The sequence below is a fragment of the Streptomyces sp. SirexAA-E genome (assembly GCF_000177195.2).
Taxonomy (GTDB): domain Bacteria; phylum Actinomycetota; class Actinomycetes; order Streptomycetales; family Streptomycetaceae; genus Streptomyces; species Streptomyces flavovirens.
Window position 1 is genome coordinate 5,811,074 of the sequence record NC_015953.1, and the last position, 23,006, is coordinate 5,834,079.

Consider the following 23,006-nt stretch of genomic DNA (forward strand, 5'->3'; position numbering starts at 1 on the left):
CGCATGGACATGTTGGACTTCTACGTCCGGGAACACACCGACCGCGCCCCGGACGCGGCCGGCTACCTCGCCCTGTTCGACTTCGCCGCGGCCCGCCTGGCGGCCGACCCCGAGGCCCAGCTGACCTCGGTGGTGGAGGTGCCGGCCCTTCAGGTCACCTTCGGGCAACTGGCGTCCACGGGTGAGCGGATGACCCGCCACGTGCAGTCACTGTCCGCCTCGGCGCCGTACACCCCGGCGCACGTCGCGTCCACGCTGTGGGCCACGGCCCGCGCCGCCCAGATCTTCAGCCTGACCACCCGGGCCGACCGGGAGGCCATGGGCCGCAGAGTCCTCCACCTGGACGCGGCGACCGAGTGGCAGCGGTCGCACCACGAGGCCCTGTGGGCCCTTCTGTCGAAGGCGATCGCGGAGGGCGTGGACGTCTCCGACCACGACCTGCTGGCCGCCTACCACCTGCGGGAGGCCGGCGCCTTCGGCCCGGCGGCCCACCTCAGGCAGGGATCCCACGTCCAGGGCGTCAACTGGTCCGGCACCGCCGCACCCGGCGGTATCGACTGGGGCGCCGTGAACCAGGTGGTACCCGGGCCCGGCGGGGCCACCGTGCGCCCGGTCCGGCCGGCCTGGACCCTTCCGGGCAGGCCCATGCCCACCCTGCGTGTGGTCGAGGCGGGCCCGGGCGGCACGATCGTCGTCCACGTCCCCGGCCGCGCCCCCGTCACCGTCCCGGAGAGCGAGTTCCTGGCGCTGCTGGGACTCGACCCGGAGCTGAGCACCGTCCCCCTGGGCACCCCGGTGCTCTTCCTGACCACCGGTTCGGGTGCGCTGAGCCCGCAGCTGGTGCAGCGGTTCTCCCAGAACACCGGACGCCCGGCCTTCGGTCACAGCGCGCCGATGATCCTCGCGCCGGCCGCCGACCCCTCCGCGGCGCTCAGCATCCTCACGCTGCCGGCCCCGGCGGGCACGGCCCCGGCCCGCTGGACCGCCGCCACCCGGCAGCAGACCACCGGCCGGGCCGGCCTGTTCGTCTTCGGCCCGGAGGACACGGCCCCGGCGCCGCTGCCGGACGTCGGGGCGCTGAGCATCGGTGAGGGCGCACAGCCGTCGGCGGGCTCCCTGCTGTCGCCCCAGACGCTGATGACGAACGCGTCGGGCGCGCCGCGCGGCCGCAACCTGACGGGCGAGAAGGTGCGTCAGCTGCGGATCGGGCGGGTGCGGGTCTTCGAGGAGCAGCCGGACCAGCCGTTGAAGGAGGTGCCGGGCGCGGACGAGGCCGCACCGTGGGGGGACTCGGCGTACGTCGTGTGGGGCGAGAGCCACCCGGACGGTGTGCGTTTCCCCGACGGGCGGGTGCTGGACGCCGAGAAGCTGGCGGCGGAGCTGGCGGCGGACCCCGAGCTGGCGAAGCTGCCCAAGGACGTCCCGGTCGTCCTGATGGTGCCGAATCTGGCGAACGAGCGGTATCTGGAGTACCTGCGGGCCGTCGCCAACCTGCTGGAGCGGCCGGTGTGGGCGCCCAGCGGCGACGCCCGTCTGGTGCGCAACAAGAAGCGCGAGCACGTCCCGGCGCTCATCGACCACGGCCCGGACCAGCCGCTCGGCTCGTGGGTGCCGTTCCACCCGACGAAGGCGGTCGCACCGCTCCCGGACCGTACGTGGACGGCGCTGGACGGCACGACGTTCCGCGACAGCGACGTCGCGTCCCGGCCCCTGGTCTCCGACCGGAACGAGCGGTTCGGCCGGATGTCGCACGTGGACGACGTACGGGACCGTGAGCGGCTGATGCGGACGTACCTGCGCGCGAAAAAGCAGGTCCACCTGATGGCGTCCGGCAGCAGGACCGCCCTGATCAGCGAGGAGACACGGACCCCTGATCCGGCGGTGTACGTGTACGTCGCCCACGGGCTGCCGGGCGGTCTGCTCCTGGCCCTGCGCGACGGCCGGACGGTGTGGCTGGGCGCGGCGGACGGCGGACGGTACGTCGGCGGGCTCCCCGAGGTGGCGGAGCTGCCGAAGGGCCACCGCGTGAAGCTGGAGGTGTGCTGGAGCGACTCCGCGGGGAACCCGGCGCTGCCGCAGCTGGACAACCGGCCGGCGCCCCAGGTGCACGATCCGCTGGAGGAGGTGTCCCTCGCCCAGCACACGGCGAACGCGAGCCGTCGGGTGACCGACGGGTCGCTGATGAGCAGTGGCTTCCACACCGATGCCCACATCCTGCACGACACCCCCGGCGGGGTGGCCGGGCGGCGCAGGGACGTGGTTCCCGAGCCCCTGCCGCACGAGCTGGACCGGATGGCACGGGCCGCGGGACTGCACACCGGTGAGGGCGAGGTGCCGCCCGAGGTGCGCGCGACCACCCTCCGGCTGGTGCGGGCCCTGCGGATCGTGTTCGGCCCCGAGGCCGAGACGGACGGCCCACTGCACGAGCAACTGCTCAAGGGCATCGGCGCGATGGAGACCCTGCGCGCCAACGACGCGGCGCTGAGCCGGTTCACGCCGTTCCGCATGGAGCTGTGGACCTTCGTCGCCCAGCGGCTGGGGGGCAGGTCGCCGAGCCCCGACGACTACCGCAAGGTCCTGGACCTCGCCGCACGGCTGGTGGCGCAGAAGCCGGCGGCCCCGCTGAGCGAGGCCGTCGCGGACCCGGCGATTCTCCACGCCATGCGGCAGATGACGCAGCTCGGCGCGGCCGTCGTGCGGAACGTGCTGAGGCAGCCCGAGAGCGTCCCGGTCACGAAGCGCGCCGTGACGCACGCCTTCTGGGCGATGGCCGGCGCCGCCCGGCAGATGGCCGGCCGGGACGACGCGTTCACGGAGAAGCTGGGCCGCAGGGTCCTCCACATGTTCCCCGACGAGCAGTGGGCCCCGGCGAGGAAGCAGCAGCTGTGGATGCTGACGGCCCAGGCGATCTCGGCCGGTCTCGACCCGGCGGACTTCTTCACCCTGTCCGCCTTCCACCTCGCGTCCAAGGGAGCGTTCGGACCGGCCCACCACCTCAGGGACGGCGAGAAGTTCCAGGGCTTCAACTGGAGCGGCAGGCCCGCCCCCGGCGGTGTCGACCTCCGGGGCGTCGGCAGGCAGGACAAGGAGGGGGACGGAAGCTCCCTCGAGCACTTCCGCGCGCCCTGGACGGCCGAGGGGGAGCACCAGGACGTCATGGTGGTGTGGACGGACACCGACGCCGAAGGCTTCGTCGTCCTCCACCTGCCCGGTACGCCGCCGTTCCGGGTGGCCGACGGGGAGTTCCTGGCCCTGCTGGACCTGGCGCCCGTGCTGCGCATGACGGCGCTCGGGGTTCCGGTGCTGTTCGTGCTGTCCGGTGCGGGCAGCGGCGCGGGGCGCCCGATGGTGCTGTCGGAGGCGTTCTCCAACCGCACCGCCCGCAACGGCTGGGCGTACAGCGGGGCGCTCACGGTGGCACCGACCACCCCGGCGCCGGGCACCACGGCCGCCCCGATGCGTCTGATCGGCCTGCCGGAGACGAAGAGCGGGAAGCCGGGCGTGTGGCGCAAGGCGTGGCTCCAGGGGCTCAACTCCAGTGTCCTGGCGCCGGCTCCCTACGGCGACGCCCTGTTCTCCTCGCCGAAGCCGTCCGCGGTGCCGCGGAGCCTGACCGGGGCCCCGGTCACGGTGCCGCCGCCGCTCAGCCGCGCGGAGCTGACGGCGACGGCGCGCCGGGTGGCGGGTCGCGAGCCGGTGCGCGGCATGACGGTCGAGCGGTGCCTGGTGCTGCTGGGGGCGCTGCGCGCCGAACTGTTCCGGCGGGGGGTGCGGCCGGCGCTGACGGCGGACGATTCCGTGACCCTCGGGAATGCCGCGGAATCGTCCCTGGTGATGGGCCCCGGGTGGCGCCGGGTGCGGTCGTGGGCGTCGGTGGCCGGGGCGGTCGCGGCCCAGGGGCCCGGCGCGGTGGCGTTCGTCCTGGCGCGCCGTCAGGGTCCGCTGGCGGGGCACGCGTGGGCGGCGTACCACGTGAGCGGGCGTGACGGTGTGCTGTGGGTGGACCTGTCGGCCGGTCACGGCCGTCAGGTGTCGGCCCTCCCGCCGGCCGTCGCGGCGTCCGACGCGCGTGCCGTGGTCGTCGGCCCCGCCGGGCAGGCCCTGGAACACGCGCTGCCGGAGTTCTCGCAGTCCTCCTCCACGGTGCACGCGGAGCTGGACGCGGCGGTCGAACCCTCGTACGGCGCCATCGGGCTGGAGCTGGAGGAGCGCCGGGACCTCTTCATCGCGGTGCCGGGACGCATCACCACGACACTCGTCCTGGCCCACGGCCCCGGCATCACGCTCGTCACCGACGGCCGGGCCTTCTGGATGACGGCCGACGGCCTGCTCCACGTCGACAGGCCGCAGGTGGCACCGGGAGAACCGCAGCCCGTCCGGGGGAAGTACACCATCGGTGAGTTCGTCCTCGATCCGATGGCGGTGATCCCGGGAGAGCGGAGGCAGTCCCAGGAAGAGGGCATGGCCCAGTTGCAGCGGGCGCGTGCCGCCGGGAGGATCGCGGACGAGCGGCAGGCCGCCGTGCCGCTCACCGAGGTGTTGGGGCCGCTCGGCGGCTGGACGTTCACCGAGGTCGGCCTGGCGACGAAGGTCAACCCCGCTCCCGAGGGCTTCGACTGGTCCGCCTACGGCCAGCTCACCGTCGGTTACCCCGCTGTCGGCCTCCGGGAGCTCCAGGACATCGCCTACGAGCGGTCGACCGCCGAACAGTTCGAGACCGCGACAGCCGGTGCCCGGAGCTTCGGCCAGATGGTCACCACGACGTTCGCGAACCACGTCCTCGGCGCGAACGCGGTGGAGAACCACATCGTCCCCTTCCTCGCGGCCGTCCCGGACATCGACGAGGTGTGGGGCTACGGATGGCTGGGCTTCCAGAACGTCGCGGCCGCGCCGATCGGCAACGTCTTCGACAACTCCCGGCCGCCGGGGATCGATCCGGAGCTCATCAAGAACCTCCTGCCCGCTGCCTCGCGGCATGCCCTGGACCGTGTCCTGCGGGCGCTGCGGCCCCGTACCCGCGCCTTCCTCGACGAGCGCCACGACCAGCTCACCGAGGACGTCGTCCAGCACCTGGGCAGGCTGCTGGAGTTCTACCGGCAGCGGCTGACGCCGAACCTGCCCCCCGAGACCGGTTTCTTCGACACCGCCGGCACGGACGTGCCGACGCCCCGCGAGCACTGGACGGCCGTCCTCACCGGCCGGACGTCCCAGGGCGCCCTCATCAGCCAGCGCTACGCCGTCGGGATGGACGACGGCGACTACCCGACCCTGGACACCGACGACGGCCGGCTGGCCGTCCCGCTGGTCCTCGCGGAGCTGCGGCACTTCGGCTACACGGGCCAGTTCATGACGCCCGAGGAGGTCCGGCGCGCCGTCGCGGAGATGTCCGCCTACGGCCTCAGCGCCTACGAGCGCGCGCTGAGGCACCGGGCCCCGCTGCCCGAGGACGTCCTGCGCGAGTCCGTCCTGCGGATCGTGGGCAACCCGGTGGTGCAGGGTGTCTCGGGCTTCCTCGTGGTGGCCGCGCGAGCGGGCGTCCCGCAGGTCGGCGCCCCCACCAGGAAGCTGATGACCGAGTGGGAGAGCAGGAACATCGCGCTCGCACTGGGCGGATACGCCCTGGGCAGGCCGCTGCACGCCGGCCACCCCGCCTACCAGGGCCTGCGGGCGGCGCTCGTGGAGGCGTACGAGCTGCTGCCCCACATACCCCCGGGAGGCCGGACGAGGGCCCAGGAGATCTTCGACGCGGCGCGCACCGCCCTGGGCATCCTGGCCGACCCCGGGCAGACCCCTCCGTTCCTGCGGTGGTTCTCGGAACTGGTCGCGCTGGACGGGTCCCGCGTCCTCCTGGACCGGGTGCTGGTGATCAGGCACCGCGACGCGGACGACAAGCCGGTGGGGACGTCCTCCCGGCCGCTGCGGGACTGGCAGGACGGACTGCGGCAGACCTACGGCCTGCTGCCCGAGGTGTCCACGTTCACCTTCCTGCGGCCGGGCCCGGTGCCGCTGGAGAGCCCGCCCCAGACGCTCCCGTTCGAGGACGCGTACATGGTCGGGCTCCGAGGCGGCCCCGAGGCCGCGGTCCTCGCGCTGGCCGACGGTGCCGAGGCGGTGGTCGACTACGACAGGGTCGTGGACTTCCTGTTCGCGGTCGACGGAGACCTGACCGCACTGGCACCGGAGGTCCCCGTCGTGGTGACGGGGGCCGACCTGGCGGGTCCTCCGCCCGCCGACCCGCTGGAGAGGCCGGTGGCCGGCCAGATCCTGGCCAACGGCCTGGACCGCTGGGTCTGGGCCCCCGGCAGCGGCGTCGAAGCGTTCCTGGCACCCTCCGACGGAACCTCCCCACCGCACTGGCAGCTGGCCGAGGGCGACTGGTGGGCGGGTTTCCGCCCCGAGCCCTCGACCGCCGAACTGGGCCGGTGGGCCGAGCGGATCACCGGCGACCGCGGCAGGTCACCCGACGTACAGCGGTGGTTCCGAGCCGTCCGGCTGGTCTACGGCCCCATGCTGGAGAACGACGCGGACGCACTCGAAGCGCTGCTGCGCGGCTTCTGGGCCCTGGACCGGACCCGTGCGGCCGCCGGCGTCCGGACGTCCCTCACCTGGAGCGACCTCCGCTCCGCCGTCAGCTCGTACTTCACCGCCAACGGCCAGGCCGAGCCCCCGCTGCCGGTGGCCCTGCAGTTCCTGCTGCTCTCCGCCGCGGGCTCGACCGGCGTCCACCTGGAGCTCTCGGGGCTGTCGATCGTCCCGCGGCACCACAGCGTGCGGGCCTGGGACAGGGCTGCCCCGGGAGGCGCGGTCGGCGGCGTGGCGGAGCAGCCGGTCGAGGCGTCCTTCTTCGGGCCGTCGGACACCGGGCCCGCCTCCGCGGTGGCCCCCGCCACCGTGCCTCGGGCGGTGTCCGGGGCGTTCACCGGCCCGACCGACCCGCTGCTGGCGCCGGAGTCCCTGGTCACCGGCCCGTCGGGGAGTCCGCAGGGCCGCAACTGGACGGCCCGGCCGATGAGCCGGGTCCTGCCGGGGACGCTGCGGGTCGTCGAGACCCGGCCGGGTGCGGCGCCCGAGCTGGTTTCCAGCGGACCCGCTCCGTGGCCCGATTCGGCGTACGTGGTGGCGGCCGACGGCGAGGACGGGCGGGTGCGGCTGCCGGACGGCCGCGTGCTGGACGGCGAGGGGATCGCCGACGCGCTGGCCGCCGACCCGGAACTCGGCAGGCTGCCGGAGGACGTCCCCGTCGTCCTGGCCGTCCCGTTCGCGGGGGACGGGTACCAGCAGATGCTGCGGGTGGTGGCCGACCGGCTGGGGCGCACCGTGTGGGGGCCGAGCGGGATGGGACGCCCGGTTCCCGACGGCACCGGGGACGCGCACGTCCTGGCGATGACGGACCCGGACCCCCAGGCGCCGGTCGGGGAGTGGGTGGCCGTCTCTCCGTCGGCCGCGACCGGACCGTACGCGGACCGCGCGTGGACGGCGCTGGACGGGACGGTGTTCCACGACAGCGACGTGGTCACGCGCCCGCTGGCCGACGAGAACCACGAGCGGTTCGGCCGGCTGGCCGTCCACCGGCAGGACGGGCTGCGGCGCCGCGAGCGGGACTTCCGGACCCTCCGCAAGATCCGGCAGCTCGTGCACTGGACGCCCGCCGGTACCCAGGCCCAGGTGGCGGCCTCCGAGCCGGTCTCCATGGACTCGGCGGTGTACGTCTACGCCGGCCACGGCGAACCCGGCCGGATGCAGCTGCCGCTCCGTGACGGCCGGACGGTGTGGCTGGGCAAGCAGGACGCGGCCGCGTACATCGCGGGTCTGCGTGAGGTGCGGGAGCTGCCGCAGGGGCACCGGATCCACCTGGAGGTCTGCTGGAGCGCGTCGGACGGTGACCCCGCGCGCCCGCAGCCGTCGTACGGTCCGGCCCCGCACATCGACGATCCGCTGGGCGACGTCTCCCTCGACCAGTACGTCGCCAACCTGAGCCGTCGGGAGACGGACGGGTCCACCCGGCAGACCGGCCTGGACGGCACCCGGCGGTCCACCATGAGCGCGGCCGACGGTGAGCGGGGCCGCCGGGTCCTGCGCCGGCCCGAGCCGCTGGACCACGAGCTGGACCAGCTGGCGCGGGAGGCGGGACTGCACCGCACCCCGGGCGCGGTGCCGTCCGGGACGCGGGCGACGGCACTGCGGCTGGTGCGTGCGCTGCGGACGGTGTTCGGCAACGAGATCGAGGACCACCGCGGCATACCCGGCGGTCGCTACGAGCGGGCGCTCAAGGGCGTCGGCGCGCTGGAGCGGCTGCGCGCCAACGACCCCCTGATCAGCCAATTCACCCCGTTCCGCAAGGACTTCCTCGACTTCTTCGTCCAGGAGCACACCGGCCGTGCCCCCGACCCGGCCGGGTACCTCGCCCTGCTCGACCACGCCGCGCGGTGGATCGAGGCCGATCCCACCGCCCGGCTCACGGACGCGGTGCCGTCGCCGGCACTCCAGATCACCGTGAAACAGCTGACGGACGCGGGTGAGCGGATGATCCGCCATGTGCAGTCGCTGCCCGCCTCGGCGGCGCTCACCCCGCGGCACGTGGCGTCCACCCTGTGGGCCACGGCCCGGGCCGCCCAGATGTTCCGCCCGATGCCACCCGCGGACCGGGAGGCCATGGGCCGCAAGGTCCTGCACCTCGACAGCTCCACGGCCTGGGGCCGGTCGCATCAGGAAGCCGTGTGGGCGCTGTCGGCCAAGGCGATCGCGGAGGGCCTGGACGTCTCCGACCACGACCTGCTCGCCGCGTACCACCTGGCGGAGACCGGTGCATTCGGCCCGGCTTCCCTGCTGAAGCAGGGCCCCAACGTCCAGGGCGTCAACTGGTCCGGCACCCCCGCACCCGCCGGCGTCGACTGGAGCACCGTGCGCCGGGCGACGCAAGGGCCCGGCGGGACGACCGCACACCCGCTCACGCCGGAATGGACCGGCCCGGGCAAGCCCATGCCCGTCCTGAACCTGGTCGAGGCCGACCGGACCGGCACACCCGTCCTCCACCTGCCCGGCCGCTCCCCCGTCCGCGTACCCGAGAACGAGTTCCTGGCCCTGCTGGGCATGGCCCCGGCGCTGCGTACGGTCCCGCTCGGCATCCCGGTGCTGTTCCTGACCACCGGGCCGGGGGCACTGAGCCCGCGGCTGGTGCAGCGGTTCTCCCAGCTGACCGGACGCCCCGCCTACGGCCACAGCGCACCGATGACGCTCACCTCCGGCAGCCCCGCCGTCCCGCTCGGCATCGTCGTCCTGCCGGACCCGGACACCGGGGCCCCGGGCCGCTGGACCGCCACCACCCGGCAGCAGCCCACCACCGGGCCCACCACCACCCAGGACCAACTGGCCCTCTTCGGTCCGGCGTCCCCGGCCGGGCAGGCGGCGGACCCGTTCCAGGACCCGGGCACCGTGCTGCGGGACGGCTCCGGCGCGGTGCGCGGACGCGACCTGGCGGGGGCGTGGATCGACCGGGTACGGATCGACCGGGTGCGGGAGGTCACGGGCGGTCAGGGCAGCCCGGAGGTACCGGGGCCCGACCGGCCCGCGCCGTGGGGTGCCGAAGCGTACGTGGTCGGGGACCGCGCCCTGGACGCACGGCAACTGAGCCACGAGGCGTTCGCCGAGAAGCTGGCGAACGATCCGGAACTGGCGAAACTCCCGCCTCACGTGCCGGTGGTACTGGCGATCCCGCACGCGGGCTCGCAGTACCTGGAGCTGATGCGCGCCGTCGCCGTCAGACTGGGCCGGCGGGTGTGGGCGCCCAGCGGTGACGGGCGTCTGCGGCACGACCCCGCCCTGAACGCCCACGTGCCGACGATGACCGTCCGGAACACCGCGGACTGGCACGGCGACTGGGTGCCCTTCGACCCGCCCGCGGTACCGGCGCCGTTCGAGGACCGCACGTGGACGTCGGTCGACGGCACGACGTTCCGCGACAGCGACGTGGCCACCCGCCCCCTGGTCTTCGACCGCCGCGAGCGGTTCGGCCGCATGTCGGTGAACGACAACATGGCCAGGCGCGAGGAACTGCTGCGGGCCTTCTTCGACAAGCGGCGGCTGATGCACTACGTGGCCACCGGCGAAGGCGACAAGCAGGTCGGCACCGAGCCGTTCACCCCGGACCGCGCGGTCTACACGTACTACGGCCACGGGCTCCCGGGCGCGCTGGCGATCGTCCTGCGCGACGGCCGGACGGTGCTGCTGGACGCGGCCGACGGCGGGCGGTACATCGGCGGACTGCGCGAGGTCGGCGAGCTGCCCGCCGGCCACCGGATGGGGCTGGAGGTCTGCTACGCCGGGTCGGCGGGCGACCACCGCAACCGTCAGGAGGAGGGCCGCCCGGTACCTCGCGTGGAGGACCCCCTGGAGGAGGTGTCTCTCGCCCAGCACACGGCCAATGTCAGCCGGCGGGAGGTCGAGGCCTCGACCCTGGTCAGGGCGTTGGACGATGACTCCCGCGTGCTGGAGGACACCCCCGGCGGTGTGATCGGGCGTACGGAGCGCGTCCGGCCGGAGCCGTTGGACGGCGGGCTGGACCAGCTGGCGTGGACCGCCGGCCTGCACCGCGACCCCGGCGCCGTGCCGCCGGAGACCCGCGCGGCCGCACTGCGGCTGGTCCGTGCGCTGCGCCTCGTGTTCGGCCACGGCGTCGAGGACGACCTCGGTGTGCCGGGCGGCCGGTACGAGCGGGCGCTGAGGGGCGCCGCCGCACTGGAGACCCTGCGCGCCAACGACCCCGGGATGCGGCTGCTCACACCGTTCCGGACGGACCTGTGGACCTTCCTCGCCCGGCGGATCGGCGGGGACACCCCGGACCAGGCGGCCTACCTGCGCGTCCTGGACGCGGCCCGGGACCAGGTGGCCCTGCGGCCGGACGCCACGCTCGGCGAGATGCTCCCGGACACCGCGCTGACGTACACCGTCGAGGAGCTCTCGGGCAGCGAGGGACCGGTTCTCGTCCGGGACGCGCTGGGGCTGCCCGGTTCCGTGACGGTGCGTCCGAAGGACACCGCACGGGCCTTCTGGGCGACGGTGGCCGCGGCCGACCGGATCCTGTTCCGGTTGAACCCGGCGGAGCAGGAGAGCCTGGGCCGCGGTGTCCTGCACCTGGCGCCCACGGACGCGTGGAGCGATGACGCGGTCATGGAGCTGACGCTCCTGGCCACCCGGGCCCACGCGCGCGGCGTGGACATCTCCGACCCGCATCTGCTGGCCGCCCACCACCTCCGTGAGCTGGGCGCCTTCAAGCAGATCCTCACCGACGGCACGGAGCCGACCGGCTACAACTGGAGCGGACGCCCGGCCCCGAACGGCGTGGACGGCAGCCGCTGGTACGCGCGGCTGAAGAGCGGCGGCGACATCCTCGACATCCCCCACCCGGCGGATTGGAGGTCCAAGGAGCCGTCCGGGGCGTCCCTGGTGATCTGGACCGGCATCCGCCAGGACGACGGCGGCATCGTCATCCACCTGCCCGGGCACCCTCCGCTGCCCGTCTCCGACGAAGAGCTCTGGGCACTTCTGGACCTGGCCCCGCTGGTGACCGAGGCGGGCGTCGACGTCCCCGTCGTCTTCCCGATGTCCGGCTTCACCGCCGGGGGACCGGAGCGGACGCAGGCGTTCTCCGACCGCACCGGCCGGAACGCCTTCGGTTACTCGGGACCGCTCGACGTCCTCGAGGACGACCCGTTCGACCCGCTGCGCATCACCGCCCTCCGCGAGAAGAAGCTGGGGGAGTGGCGCCATACCGTCTGGAAGGCCCGGCCGGCCCAGACCTCGTCCTCGGGGGGTGTCACCACGGCCCCGGTCACCGGTCCCGGTGCCTCCGACGGGGCGGCCCCCCTCTGGCCGACACCCGCGGCCCGGCACGACTCCGGCGTCGGGACGTTCCACTTCGCGGGTCCCGGTACCGGTGAGCCGGGCGCACGGTCCGGCCTCGCCCATCCGTCCGCCGCCCGGATCAACGCCACCCCCGTGACCCCGGCCGGCCGAGGGAACGCCCCGGAGGCGGACACCGCCGACACACCCAACGCCTCCGACGGCGGTCCGGGCTGGGCGGTGCCGTCCTGGCGTCCCGCCGGATCGCCCGGCGCCGTGCGGTTCGCGGCCATGTACCGGGACCGCGCGTGGCGGCGCCTCGGCACGGCCCTGGAGCTCGCGTACGCGGAGCACCTGGGCCGGGCCGCCGGACCCACCGAGTCCGCACGCGACGCCGTCGCCCGCACGTACGGCGAACTCGCCGCCCGCCACGGCGAGGACGCGGCCCGGCGCGCCTTCTTCGCGCCGGACGCGGCCCCCGGGGACCCGGCCGCGGAGCTGGAACGGCTGCTCGCGCTGCCCCCGGGGCCGCTCGCCCTCGACGCGCTGATGACCGCGCTCGTGTACGCGTCGTACGCGGGCCCCGGACTGCCGCGTGAGGTCGCCGAGGCCCTGTCCCGCCCGGCCGGGAACCGCGCGCGGTACGCACCGGGCAGTGCCTACCGCGACGTGCACGACAGCCGGGGCATGCGCCGGGTGGGCGGTGAGCACGGCCCCGCACTCCGGCTGCTGCGCGCCTACGCCGCGCTCGGCGCGTCGCCCGACCGGCTCCTCGCGCTGCGCGACGCGCTCGTCGCCTGGGCGGTCCCGGCCGACCTCCAGTCGCTCCACGAGATCCTGCGCGCCTCCCACCGGCTCGGCCTGGGTACCGCCGAGGAGCGCGACCTCGCCCTGCGCGACGGTGCCGGACTCCACACCTGGGTGGCGGACTCGGTCAGGGCGTCCGAGGCCCACCGGACCGGCCGGGACGGGACCGACCCGCGGCTCGTCCCGCCGCACCGCGCGCGGTACGCCGCCCGGATGACGTTCGGCCGGGACATCACGGGCAGCAAGCTGGACCTCCCCGGTGGCCTCGTGGAACTGGTCGACGCCGCACTGGCCGGAACCCTGCCGTCCGACACCGACCGCAGCCGGGCGCTCCACGCGTGGCTGAACCGCTACGGCGACGTGGGCAGAAAGGCCCTGGAGCGACTGGACCCGGCCCATCTGACGGCCGTACACCTCTACAGCGGTGCCGACTACCGGCTGATGAAGGCGTTCCTCAACGGTGAGCGTTTCGGAGCGGGGATGGGACGGCGCCTGGTGCGCCTCAACGCCTGGACGATGACCCGGAAGATGGCCGAGGTCGGCGCCGCCGACCTCCTTCCGGCGACGCTGCGCAAGCAGGAGGGCTTCTCCGCCCTGTTCGACGCGATGTGGGAGGTGGACGACCTCCAGGAGGCGACCCCCGAGGTGGCCCGCCTCAGGCGCCGCCTCGACGCGATGGCGGACGCGGTGTACGACGAGCTGTCGCTGCACGTCGACATGACGATCGAGGCGCTGGAGATCCTGCCCCCGCTGAACGCCGACGTCTGGTGGGGCGACCGCGGGATGCCCGGCGCGCTGGGCGAGCCGCCGTCGGACGGCCCGGTGTACGGCAGGGACACGATCACGATGCCGTTCTTCCGCAGCACGGCGCTGGCGAGGGGGGAAGCGCTGGGCTTCATGCACCGGAGCAAGGGCGTTCCCGGCGACGCGCATCGCGGGCTGGTGCACGTGGCGCGCTCGACGGCGCGGGAGGTCAACCCGTTCGCGGTCCGGCCGCTGGAGACGGAGGCTTTGTACCCGCCGGGCGCCTCCTTCGACGTCTCCACCCGGACGATCGTCCCGGGCGACTCGCGGACGCAGCCCTACGAGTCCGTCGAGGTCCGCGAGGTGACACCACGTCAGGACGTACCGGGCGCCACGGGCCGGACCACGGAACCCGGCTCCCCGGACGAACTGTTCGGCGTCCCTCCCCTCGCCTCCGCCACCGAGGGCGGACCGCGGCCCGCACCGGTGCTGCGCCCCGTCCACGGGCAGGACGGCGAGCTGATCGGGGTGGCCTCGTTCGACGACGCCGACTGGGCGGAGCGGCAGGAGGAGTACGGCCGGCTGGACCGTGCGACGGGCTTCGTGTCGTGGGAGCGCGACGGCGAGGGCCGGCCGGTGGCGACCCACCAGGCGCTGCCGGGCGGTGGCACGGCCGACGGGACGTTCTACTTCGCGTCGCACGGCGGCGCCCGAGGGTTCGCGCTGGTCACCGAGGACGGTGGCGTGCGGCAGGACGACGGTTCGTACGCCGGGCGGTTGCTGCGGTCGGCCTCGGACCGTGGCTTCCGCAGCGTGACGGTGCTCGCGTGCGGGCCCGGCGACGTGCCCCGGAGCGAGGCCGAGGCCCGGGCACGGGCCAGGCGGATCGCGAACGGGTCGCGGCTGCCGACGCATCTGCCGGTGGGGCGCGCGGCGGTGTCCGACGGGCTGCCGCACCTGCTGGAGGACGCCGACGGGCAGCCCACGGAATGGGTGACGGAGTATCCGGACGGCTGGACGGGCCCCCGCGCACCCGCCCCGGCGGCCGGCGGGCGTACCGCGTTCGCCTATCCGGCGCCCGGCCGGTTCAACGTCACGGGCGGTACGCCGGACGCCACCCCGGAACGGACCGAAGCCGCCGACGCGGCCGAGGGAGCGACCTGGGCGGTGTCGTCCTGGCGGCCGGCCGGTGCCCCGGACACCCCGCGCTTCACGGGCTTCTACCGGGAGCGGGCATGGCGGCAGGCGAGCGTCGACTGGGAGGACTCCCTCGCCGAGGCGCTGAGCGACGCCCCCGAACTCGCCGAGACGGCCGGGCTGGCGGTGCGCGGGGTGTACGAGCGGCTCGCCGAGCGCAACGGCGACGAGCGTGCGGCGCGTGCGTTCTTCGCCCCGGACACGACGCCCGGGGACCCGGTCGCCGAGCTGGAACGGCTGCTCGACGAGCCGCCGGGACCGGAAGCGCTGGACGGGCTGATGCGAGCCCTCGTGTACGCCGCCTACGCAGGCCCGGGGCTGCCCCGCCCGGTCGAGGAGGCCCTCGCCGAGGGCGGCGCGCGGTTCGCGGCCGACAGCGCCTACCGCGCCGTGCACGACAGCCGGGGCTTCCGCCGGGTGGGCGGTGAGCGCGGCCCCGCGCTGCGCCTGCTGCGGATGTTCGCCGCGCTCGGCCTGCCGGCGACCCTGCTGCCGGAGTTCCGTGCCGCCGTGGTCGCCTGGACGATCCCGTACGACCTCCAGTCGCTGCACGAGGTGCTGCGCGCCTCCCACCTGATCGGCATGGGCACCGAGGACGAGCGGGCCGCCGCCACCCGTGACGGTGCCGCGCTGCACACCTGGACGGTGCGCCGGTTCACGGAGAGCGGCCTGCTTCCGCTCGACGACGACGGCGGCGCACCCGCCGCCCTGACCCCGCCGCACCAGGCCTTCTACCAGGAGCGCATGACGTTCCCGTTCGAGCTCACCGGGACGATGGACGTACCGGACGCCCTCGTCACCATGGCCGGGGCGGCGCTCGACGGCACACTGCCGCCCCGACCGTCCCGCAGGCTCCAGGTCATGGCCGAGTGGCTGGAGCGGTACGGCGACCGGGGCGCCGAGTCGCTCAGGCGACTCACCCCGGCCCACATCACGGCCCTGTACCTCTACAGCTCGTACGACTACCGGTTGATGAAGGCCGTGCTCAACGGCGAGCGACTCGGCCAGGGCCTCAGCCGTCACCTGGTGCGCTTCCACACCTGGCGCTACCTCCTGGAGTCGGCGCGCGAGGAGGAGCTGGAGATGCCGCCGCTCACCCTGGTCGGCCAACCCGACTTCGCCGATCTGTACGAGGACCTGTCCGACCTGCCCGACCTGGACACGCCGAGCCCGGAGCTGGCCCGGCTGAGGCGCCGCGCGGACATGATGGCCGACCGGCTCCACGGCGAGCTGAAGCTGCACATCGACATGGCCGTCGAGGCGCTGGAGATCCTGCCGTCCGTCGGACGGACCGCCTGGTGGGGCGAGCGGGGAGCGCCCGGCCCCATCGACCGGCCCGCCGTGGACGGCCCCATGTACGGTGCCGGGACCATCGACGTGGCGTTCTTCCGCAGCACCTCGCTGAAGGTCGAGGAGGCGACCGAATTCGCCCTGGGCGACAAGGCGGTCCCCGCCGGTTCGCACCGCAAGCTGGTCGAGGTCAGGAACTCGACGGCACGCGACGGCACCCCCTTCCTCAAGCACCTCTCGGAAGGGGAGGCGCTGTACCCGCCGGGCATGAGGTTCGACGTCGTCGGCCGACGGCTCGTCGAGACCCACAGGCGGCCCCCGATGCTGCACGAGCTGGCGGAGGAGGCGACCGCGCTGCCCGACGGCCTCGCCGGAACGACGCAGGCCGACCCGCTTCCGTACGCCCCGGCCGCGTTCGAGGAGTCGGTGGACGACCTGTTCGACCTCGGTCCCGCCGACTCCGACTCCGACGTGTCCGACGCCGCCGAGCACTCCGACGTCGACGCCCGCTCCGACCTCGGTGACGACGGCGCCTTCGGCGCGCGGGTCGACGCCTATCCGCGGCGTGATTACTGGAACACCCCGTGGGCGGGTCACGAGACCGCGCCCGCCCCGGAAGGGATCGTCGTCCAGGAGATCCGCGAGAACGGCACGACGGTCGGCAAGGCGTCCTTCACCCGGCGCGACTGGGCGCTGCGCGAGCCCTTCTACGGCCGCCTGCACGAGGCCACCCACTACACCGAGTGGAGTCGCGGCCCGGCCCGGGAACGCGTGGCCCGGCGGCGTCCCCTGCCCGCCACGGCACGGTCCGGCACGTTCTTCTGGACGTCCCACGGCGGGGAGGACGGCTATGCCGTCGCCGGTGGGAACGACATGCCCGTCGGTGCGGACGGCGCGATGGTGGGGCGCCTGCTCGGCCAGGATCTGGCCGCGGGGGGCTTCACCACCATCACGGTTCTCTCGTGCGACATCGCCACCGGCACCGGCGTGCCCACCGGCGCCGCACCCGGGGGCGACAGCCTGCGGCGCGCCGTTCGACGGGCCCAGGGGATCGCCGACCTCACCGGCCTGGACGTGTACCTCAACACCGGCCGCACCGCGATCACCCCCGGCCGGGACGAGGACGGGCGGCCGACGGCCGACATCCACCTCCTGGAGGCCGCCGACGGCAGCCCCACGACCATGCTGCGCGTCACCCCGCGCTCCCGGACCGGCACGGACCTCGGCCTCCCTCTGCCCTCGACCCTCGCCGGGGAGCCGGACGCGTCCACCGGAGCGCCCTGGTCCGTGCCCGGATGGCGTGTCGCCGGATCACCCGAGAGCGTGCGCTTCGCCGGGCTCTACCGGGACCGCGAGTGGCGGAACTTCAGCTACCGCTTCGAGTTCGGCCTGGCGCAGAAGCTGGTCGCCGACCCCGAGGCCGCCCAGGGTGCCGTGCGCGCCCTCACCCGGCTCCATCACGTCCTGGCGCAGCGGCACGGCGCGCTCGCCGCGGACGGTGCCTTCTTCCAGGGGCCGGAGGCGCAGCGGTGGCTCGGGGAGCCGGACGCGGTGCGCCGATTCCTGGCGGCCGGGCCGTCCGTACCCCACCTGATCCAGGCGTTCGGTCACGCGGCGTACGGCGACGCCGGGCCCGTCACCCTGCAGCACACCCTGCCCGGCTGGCTCCGCTCACCGTGGGCACCCCGGCCGTGGGGCCCCCGGCAGGGGGCGTACCGGACCGCGCACGACCCGCGCGGATTCCGCTACGTCGGCGGGGTGGTCGGCCCGGCCCTGTGGCTGCTGCAGGCCTACCGGGCGATCGGGGCGAGCGGGCCCGAGCTGATGGCCTTCCGCAAGGCGCTGCTGGCCTGGTCGATCCTGACCGACACCCAGTCCCTGCACGAGGTGCTGCGCGCCTCCCACATGGCCGGCGTGGGCACCGAGGCGGAACGCGTCGCGCTCACCCGCGACGGCGCCAGGCTGCACCAGGTGGCGGGGAGTGCCTTCGGTGTCGGCCCGGTGCTGCCGCACCACCACCTCTACGACATCAGGACGTCCTTCGTCTCCCGGTACGACGTCGCCGTACCCGGGGACATCTCCCGGGCGCTGAGCGCGGCGCTGACCGGGGCGCCCGTCGCGGCGGAACTGGTGCGACGCTCCGAGGTGGCCGCCCAGTGGCTCGAGCGGTTCGGGGAGCGGGGCCGCGCGTCCCTGCGCTCCCTGACCCCCGGCCACCTGACCGCGCTGTTCCTCTACACCAGCCAGGACCACGAGCTCTTCAAGACCTACGTCACCGCGGGCCGCTTCGGCGAGGCCGTCGGCCGCTGGATGATCAGGCAGAGGGTGTGGCAGTACGCGCGGGAGGACGCCGTGAACAACGGCCAGGGCCTGCCGGAACTGCTGACCGACGACGAGGACCTGAGCGACGCGACCGCCGATCTGCAGGACCTGGGTCCGGACGCGACCGGGCCGGACGTCCAGGACATCCGCCGCCGGGTGAACCGGATCGCCGACAAGCTGTACGACGACCTGGCCATGCACGTCGACATGGCGGTCGAGGCGCTGGAGATCCTGCCGCCGATCAACGGGCCGGTGTACTGGGGCGGCTGGCTCCCGGGACACCTGAACGCGGTCCCCCAGGACGGGCCGCTCGTCACCGCGACCACGCTGTACATGCCGCGGTTCCGCAGCACCACCGAGAGCCGGGAGACGGCGGAGAAGTACACACGGGGCGACCTCATGGAGATGGACGACGCCCAGGACCGGCACGCGATGCGGGGGTACGTGGCGAACTCCACCGCTCGCCCCGTCGCGCCGTTCTCGGCATGGGTCGGCGAGGAGGAGGTGCTCTACCCACCGGGCATGGCGGTGAGCATCGTCGGCCGCGACATCGTGACGGAGCCCGAAACGGGGCTGGACTTCGCCGACTACGAGTTCGTGGAGGCGCCCGCCTACCCGCACCCGGCCTATCACAACGCCGGGGACGGGGCGTCGCCGCGGATCGTGGAACTCACCGACGACGAGGCCACCGCCGTGGAGGCCGACGCCCCCGCACCCCCTGACGGCTACCGGCGCACCGGACCGTACGCCGCAGAACTGGACGGCACCGTCTTCGCCCTCCACGAGTCGCCCGGAGAGGGCGACCGGACCGTCGCCACCCTGCTGTTCGCCCTCCGTCACGTGGCGGCCGGCACGCTCCGGGAGGCGGGCATCGAGACGGCCGACGACTTCCGCACCTGGCTGGACGGCCGCATCGCCGACGACGACGTGTCCGAGACGGAGGTGCCGCCGCTCGACGGGAACCGGAACCTCCCGCTGAGCCTCCTGGACCGGATCGGGGAGCCCCTCGACATCTCCCTGCGCACGGAGGGCATGCTCCTGGGCGACAAGCTCCCGGCCTCGCGGATCCCGCTGAGCCCCGCACGGCGTCTGCGGGTGCTGATGACGGACGCCTCCTACGGGGGCGAAGGCGCGGCCGTGCCGATGGGACCGCTCGTGGCGGCGGCGGTCCGCGGGCTCGGGGTGAGCGTGGCCGTGGCGGGTCCGGACGGCGAGCCGACGCTCCACGGGGAGCGCACCGGCGACGCGCCGCCCGCCCTGCTGGTCCGCGACGGGGACCGCCACCTCGCCGGACTCCCCGACGGGCCGGGCGACACCACCGCCGAGAGCGGGGCACGGCTCGACCGGGTGGTGGACGCCCTGTCCTCGGCCCCGGTGTCCGTGCTGCGTCCGGCCGCGGCCCGGCAGGCGCCGGAGTGGGTCCGGGCCCGCATCCGCTACACGGCGGAGGCGGCGCGCTTCGAGGAACGGCTGGGCCGGTATCTCGGTGGCCACGAAGCGGCGAACGCCCAGCTCGGAGTGATGACGGCGGAGCTCTGGACCCGGGCCGTGGCGGCGGACCGCTGGGCGGAACTCGGCTCGGACGACCCCGCGGTCGACGGCGCGGTGGGCACCGGCCGGGACCGGCTCCAGGCCGTGGCGGAGTCGGGCAACCTGCGCGAGCGCATGGGCATGCTGTGGATCGGCGCCCAGTCGGCGGACGGGAACGGGGGACTGATCTCCGACCTGCTCGGCAGCCCCGACCCGAATCCCGACGTGATCACCGCGGAGTACCGGTCCTCCCGGCCGCCGTCGCAGGCGATGACGGCCTATCAGGAGCTGAGCGGACGGCCGGACAGGACGCCCGAGGAGCAGGCGCTGACGGTCCGGGCCGAAGAGGCGCTCCGGACACCGCTGCGCCCCGAGGACCTGTCGCCCCCGCTGAGCGAGGCCGAGCGGGCCCTGATGCCGGACGACAGCATGCCGTGGGTCCCGGGGGCGCACCGCTACGACATCGCCATGAGCAGCCTTCCGCAGTCCGCGGCGGAGACGAAGGGCGCCCTGGTGCGGGCCGGCACCTCCGGATCGGCCCACCGGCTGATGGCGCAGGCGGTGAAGATGCGTGAGGAATGGGGCCTGGACGTCGACCTGGGCCTCGTGCGGATCGCGCTGATGGCCGAGATGCTGCAGGCGGGGCACCACACCCTGGACGAGATCATGCGGGGCAGCCAACTGGTCCTCGACCGCCTGAGGCGGGACGGCACCCCGGAGCCGGCCGACCTCGACTACGTGGACAACTGGGGCCGTTACCACCGTCTCGCCCCCTTGACCGAGGCGGAGCTCCGGCAACACGTGGCCGTCGACGGCAGGTTCCCCGACGAGCACGTGCTGGACACGGCCGGCCTGCCCGCGGACGAGGGACCGGCCGGTCCGGCCGACCCGGCCGACCCGGCGGTGGCCGACTGGTCGGCGGAGCACCGGGACGTCCTGGACGACGCCCTGGACGTCCTGGCGGCACTGGGTCCGTCCGCCCCCGGTATCCTTCCCGGCTCCGACGGCGGTGTTCTGACCACTGATCGTCTGGAGCGCCTGGTCGACGCGTGGTTCCGGGCCCGGAACCTGACCCAGGCCGGCTCCCTGGCCGACAGACTCCGGTTCATACTGAACGACTACCGTGCATAACACCCCAGCGAGGAGCTCATGAACGACAACACCGCCGGGGCCGGGGCCGCCGAGGACACCGCGCCACCGGTCCCCGAGGAGATCGCGGAAGCCGCCCGGCTCGCTCCCGACCACTGGCTGGGCATGGTCGACCCCGCGTGGCCGGGGGAGGGCGAACCGCCCGACTGGGCGGTGGTGGGGCGGTGGCGGTCCGGTCAGGACGGCGAGATCGAGGAGTGGCGCCCCAACGAGGAGTACCGCCCCTCGCCCCAGGCGCTCGGCTGGCCCGCTCCGACCGACCCGGTGGACGAGGCCGTCCAGCTCGCCGCCACGGGTTACGGCCCCGGTGAAGCGGTCTCCCGGACACTGGCCGTGGCGGAGGTCGCCGTCCTGCTCGCCCCCGGTGGCGGCCCGCTGTCGGCCACCTCGCCCGACGGGGCGGCGGTGGTGCCCGTCTTCACCTCGCCCACGTACCTGCACGCGGCCGGGCGCTTCGGCTACGAACTGGCGCCGGTGCACGAGGTGGTGGACCGGATACCGGAGGGCCATGTGCTCTACCTGAACCCCTCCGGACCGGTCGGCATGGCCGTGGAGACCGACGCCCTGCGCCGGGCGGTCGAGGCGGCGGCCCGAAGCGCGGCGGAGACGGGGGACGGGGAGGCGGTTGGTGGGGCGTCGGCCTCCCCGGAGGCCGGAGAGGCGTCGGCTTCCCCGGTGGCCGGTGGCGCGGACCTGCCGACGCGTCCGGTCACCGCGACGCCCGCCGGCGCCCGGACCGGGGGCGGGACCGGCCCGGAGGCGGCCGCCGCCCCAGGCCCCGGCGACTGACCCCAGCCGCACCGCGCCCCTCACCCCACCGATCCGACATCGCACACCGATGGAGTTGCCCCCCATGACGAGCCCTTCCGGTACTCCGGACCACGAGCCCGAGACCACCGCCGAGGACGCCACCGCGGACGGGCCCGTCGGCGGGGGGCCGGCCCCTTCCGTCGCGCAGGGCGGCCCGTCCGCCGTACTGAAGGGCCGGCCCGGCTTCAGGGAGCCGCCCGAGGACTACGTCAAGGCCGCCAAGGTGGCGCCCGACCACTGGCTGTCCGTGATCGACCGGCACTGGAGCGGTGACGAGGGCGAGCCCCCGCCCTCCTGGGCGAGCCTCGGCCGCTGGCGCAGCGACGAACACGGGGAGATCGTCGAGTGGGAGGCGAACGCCGAGTACCGCCCCTCACCCGACGCGCACGGCTGGGCGCCGCCGGTCGGCCCCGTGGACGCCGCCGTGCAACTCGTCGCCACCGGATACGCCTCGCAGGACCTGTTCGCCCTGATGCTCGCCGACGCCGAGGTGGCCGTATGCGTCGACGGCGACGGCGGCCTGGCGGTGACCGACGCGGAGGACGGGACGAAGGCCGTCCCCGTCTTCTCGACCTCACCGGAACTGGAGCAGGACAAACTGCCCCCGCACGAGGTGATGTTCGTACCCGATCTCCTGGACCGGCTGCCGGAAGGGAAGGAGGTGCTCTTCCTCAGCTCCTCCGCCCCGGTGGGCCAACTCGTCACGGCGGACGCACTGCGGGCGGGCAAGGCCGAGCTGGAGAGGTACGCGGCACTGGAGGACTCCGACGCCTGGCCGCCCGGCTCCGCACCGGCCGACGGCGCCCCCGAGGGCGGCGCGGATCCCTGGGGCACCGGACCGGCCGACGGCCGTCCCGACTTCATGACCGCCGGACAACTGCCGGAGCCCGAGGGGGCGGTGGAGGGTTCCGGTACCGGCCCGGAAGCCGCCGGGGACCGGGAGGGGCGCGGGGCGGCGGAGGAGAGCTGATCCGCGGGCGGCCCGCGCCGGGCGACGGGTCCGCGCGGGCCACTGAACTGGAGGACGGACGTGTACGGTTGACGCTTGAACGGTATTCTCGGGCCGTCGTCCCGGGCGGCCTCCCCGTCCGCGGTGGATGCCGGTCTCGCGCGACCGGAGATTCCGTTTGCCGGCCGCGAGAGGGAACGAGGGGGCGGCGCACAGCGTCTACAACGTAGTAACGGCACTCTCGTGGTCCTCGGGCCGGACGACGGTCCCGCCGTGGCACACGCCGTTACGTTCCGCACCCCCGGTACCTCGTGGAAGGGACCCCGACTCAGAGGTCCGCACCATCGGACTGTTAACTGAGCAGGGTGAG

At 74.5% G+C, this 23,006-nt stretch carries 3 protein-coding genes (1 of these 3 cut by a window edge); all 3 read left to right on the plus strand.

Annotation, left to right across the window (positions count from 1 at the left end; all coding sequences use genetic code 11):
* Positions 1-20,859 carry the 3' portion of a lonely Cys domain-containing protein gene (locus SACTE_RS25745; protein WP_014048946.1) on the plus strand. The gene continues 20,100 nt to the left of window position 1, outside the view, so the window shows 20,859 of its 40,959 coding nt (coding positions 20,101-40,959); its start codon lies beyond the left edge, outside the window; the stop codon is at positions 20,857-20,859.
* Positions 20,860-20,877: 18 nt separating this feature from the next.
* Positions 20,878-21,666 (plus strand): type VII secretion system-associated protein, encoded by a 789-nt coding sequence (locus SACTE_RS25750; RefSeq protein WP_014048947.1) that lies wholly within the window; start codon positions 20,878-20,880, stop codon positions 21,664-21,666.
* Between the two features lie 64 nt (positions 21,667-21,730).
* Entirely contained in the window at positions 21,731-22,657 is a 927-nt protein-coding gene (locus SACTE_RS25755; RefSeq protein WP_014048948.1) for a type VII secretion system-associated protein, read from the plus strand.
* Positions 22,658-23,006: the final 349 nt, after the last annotated feature.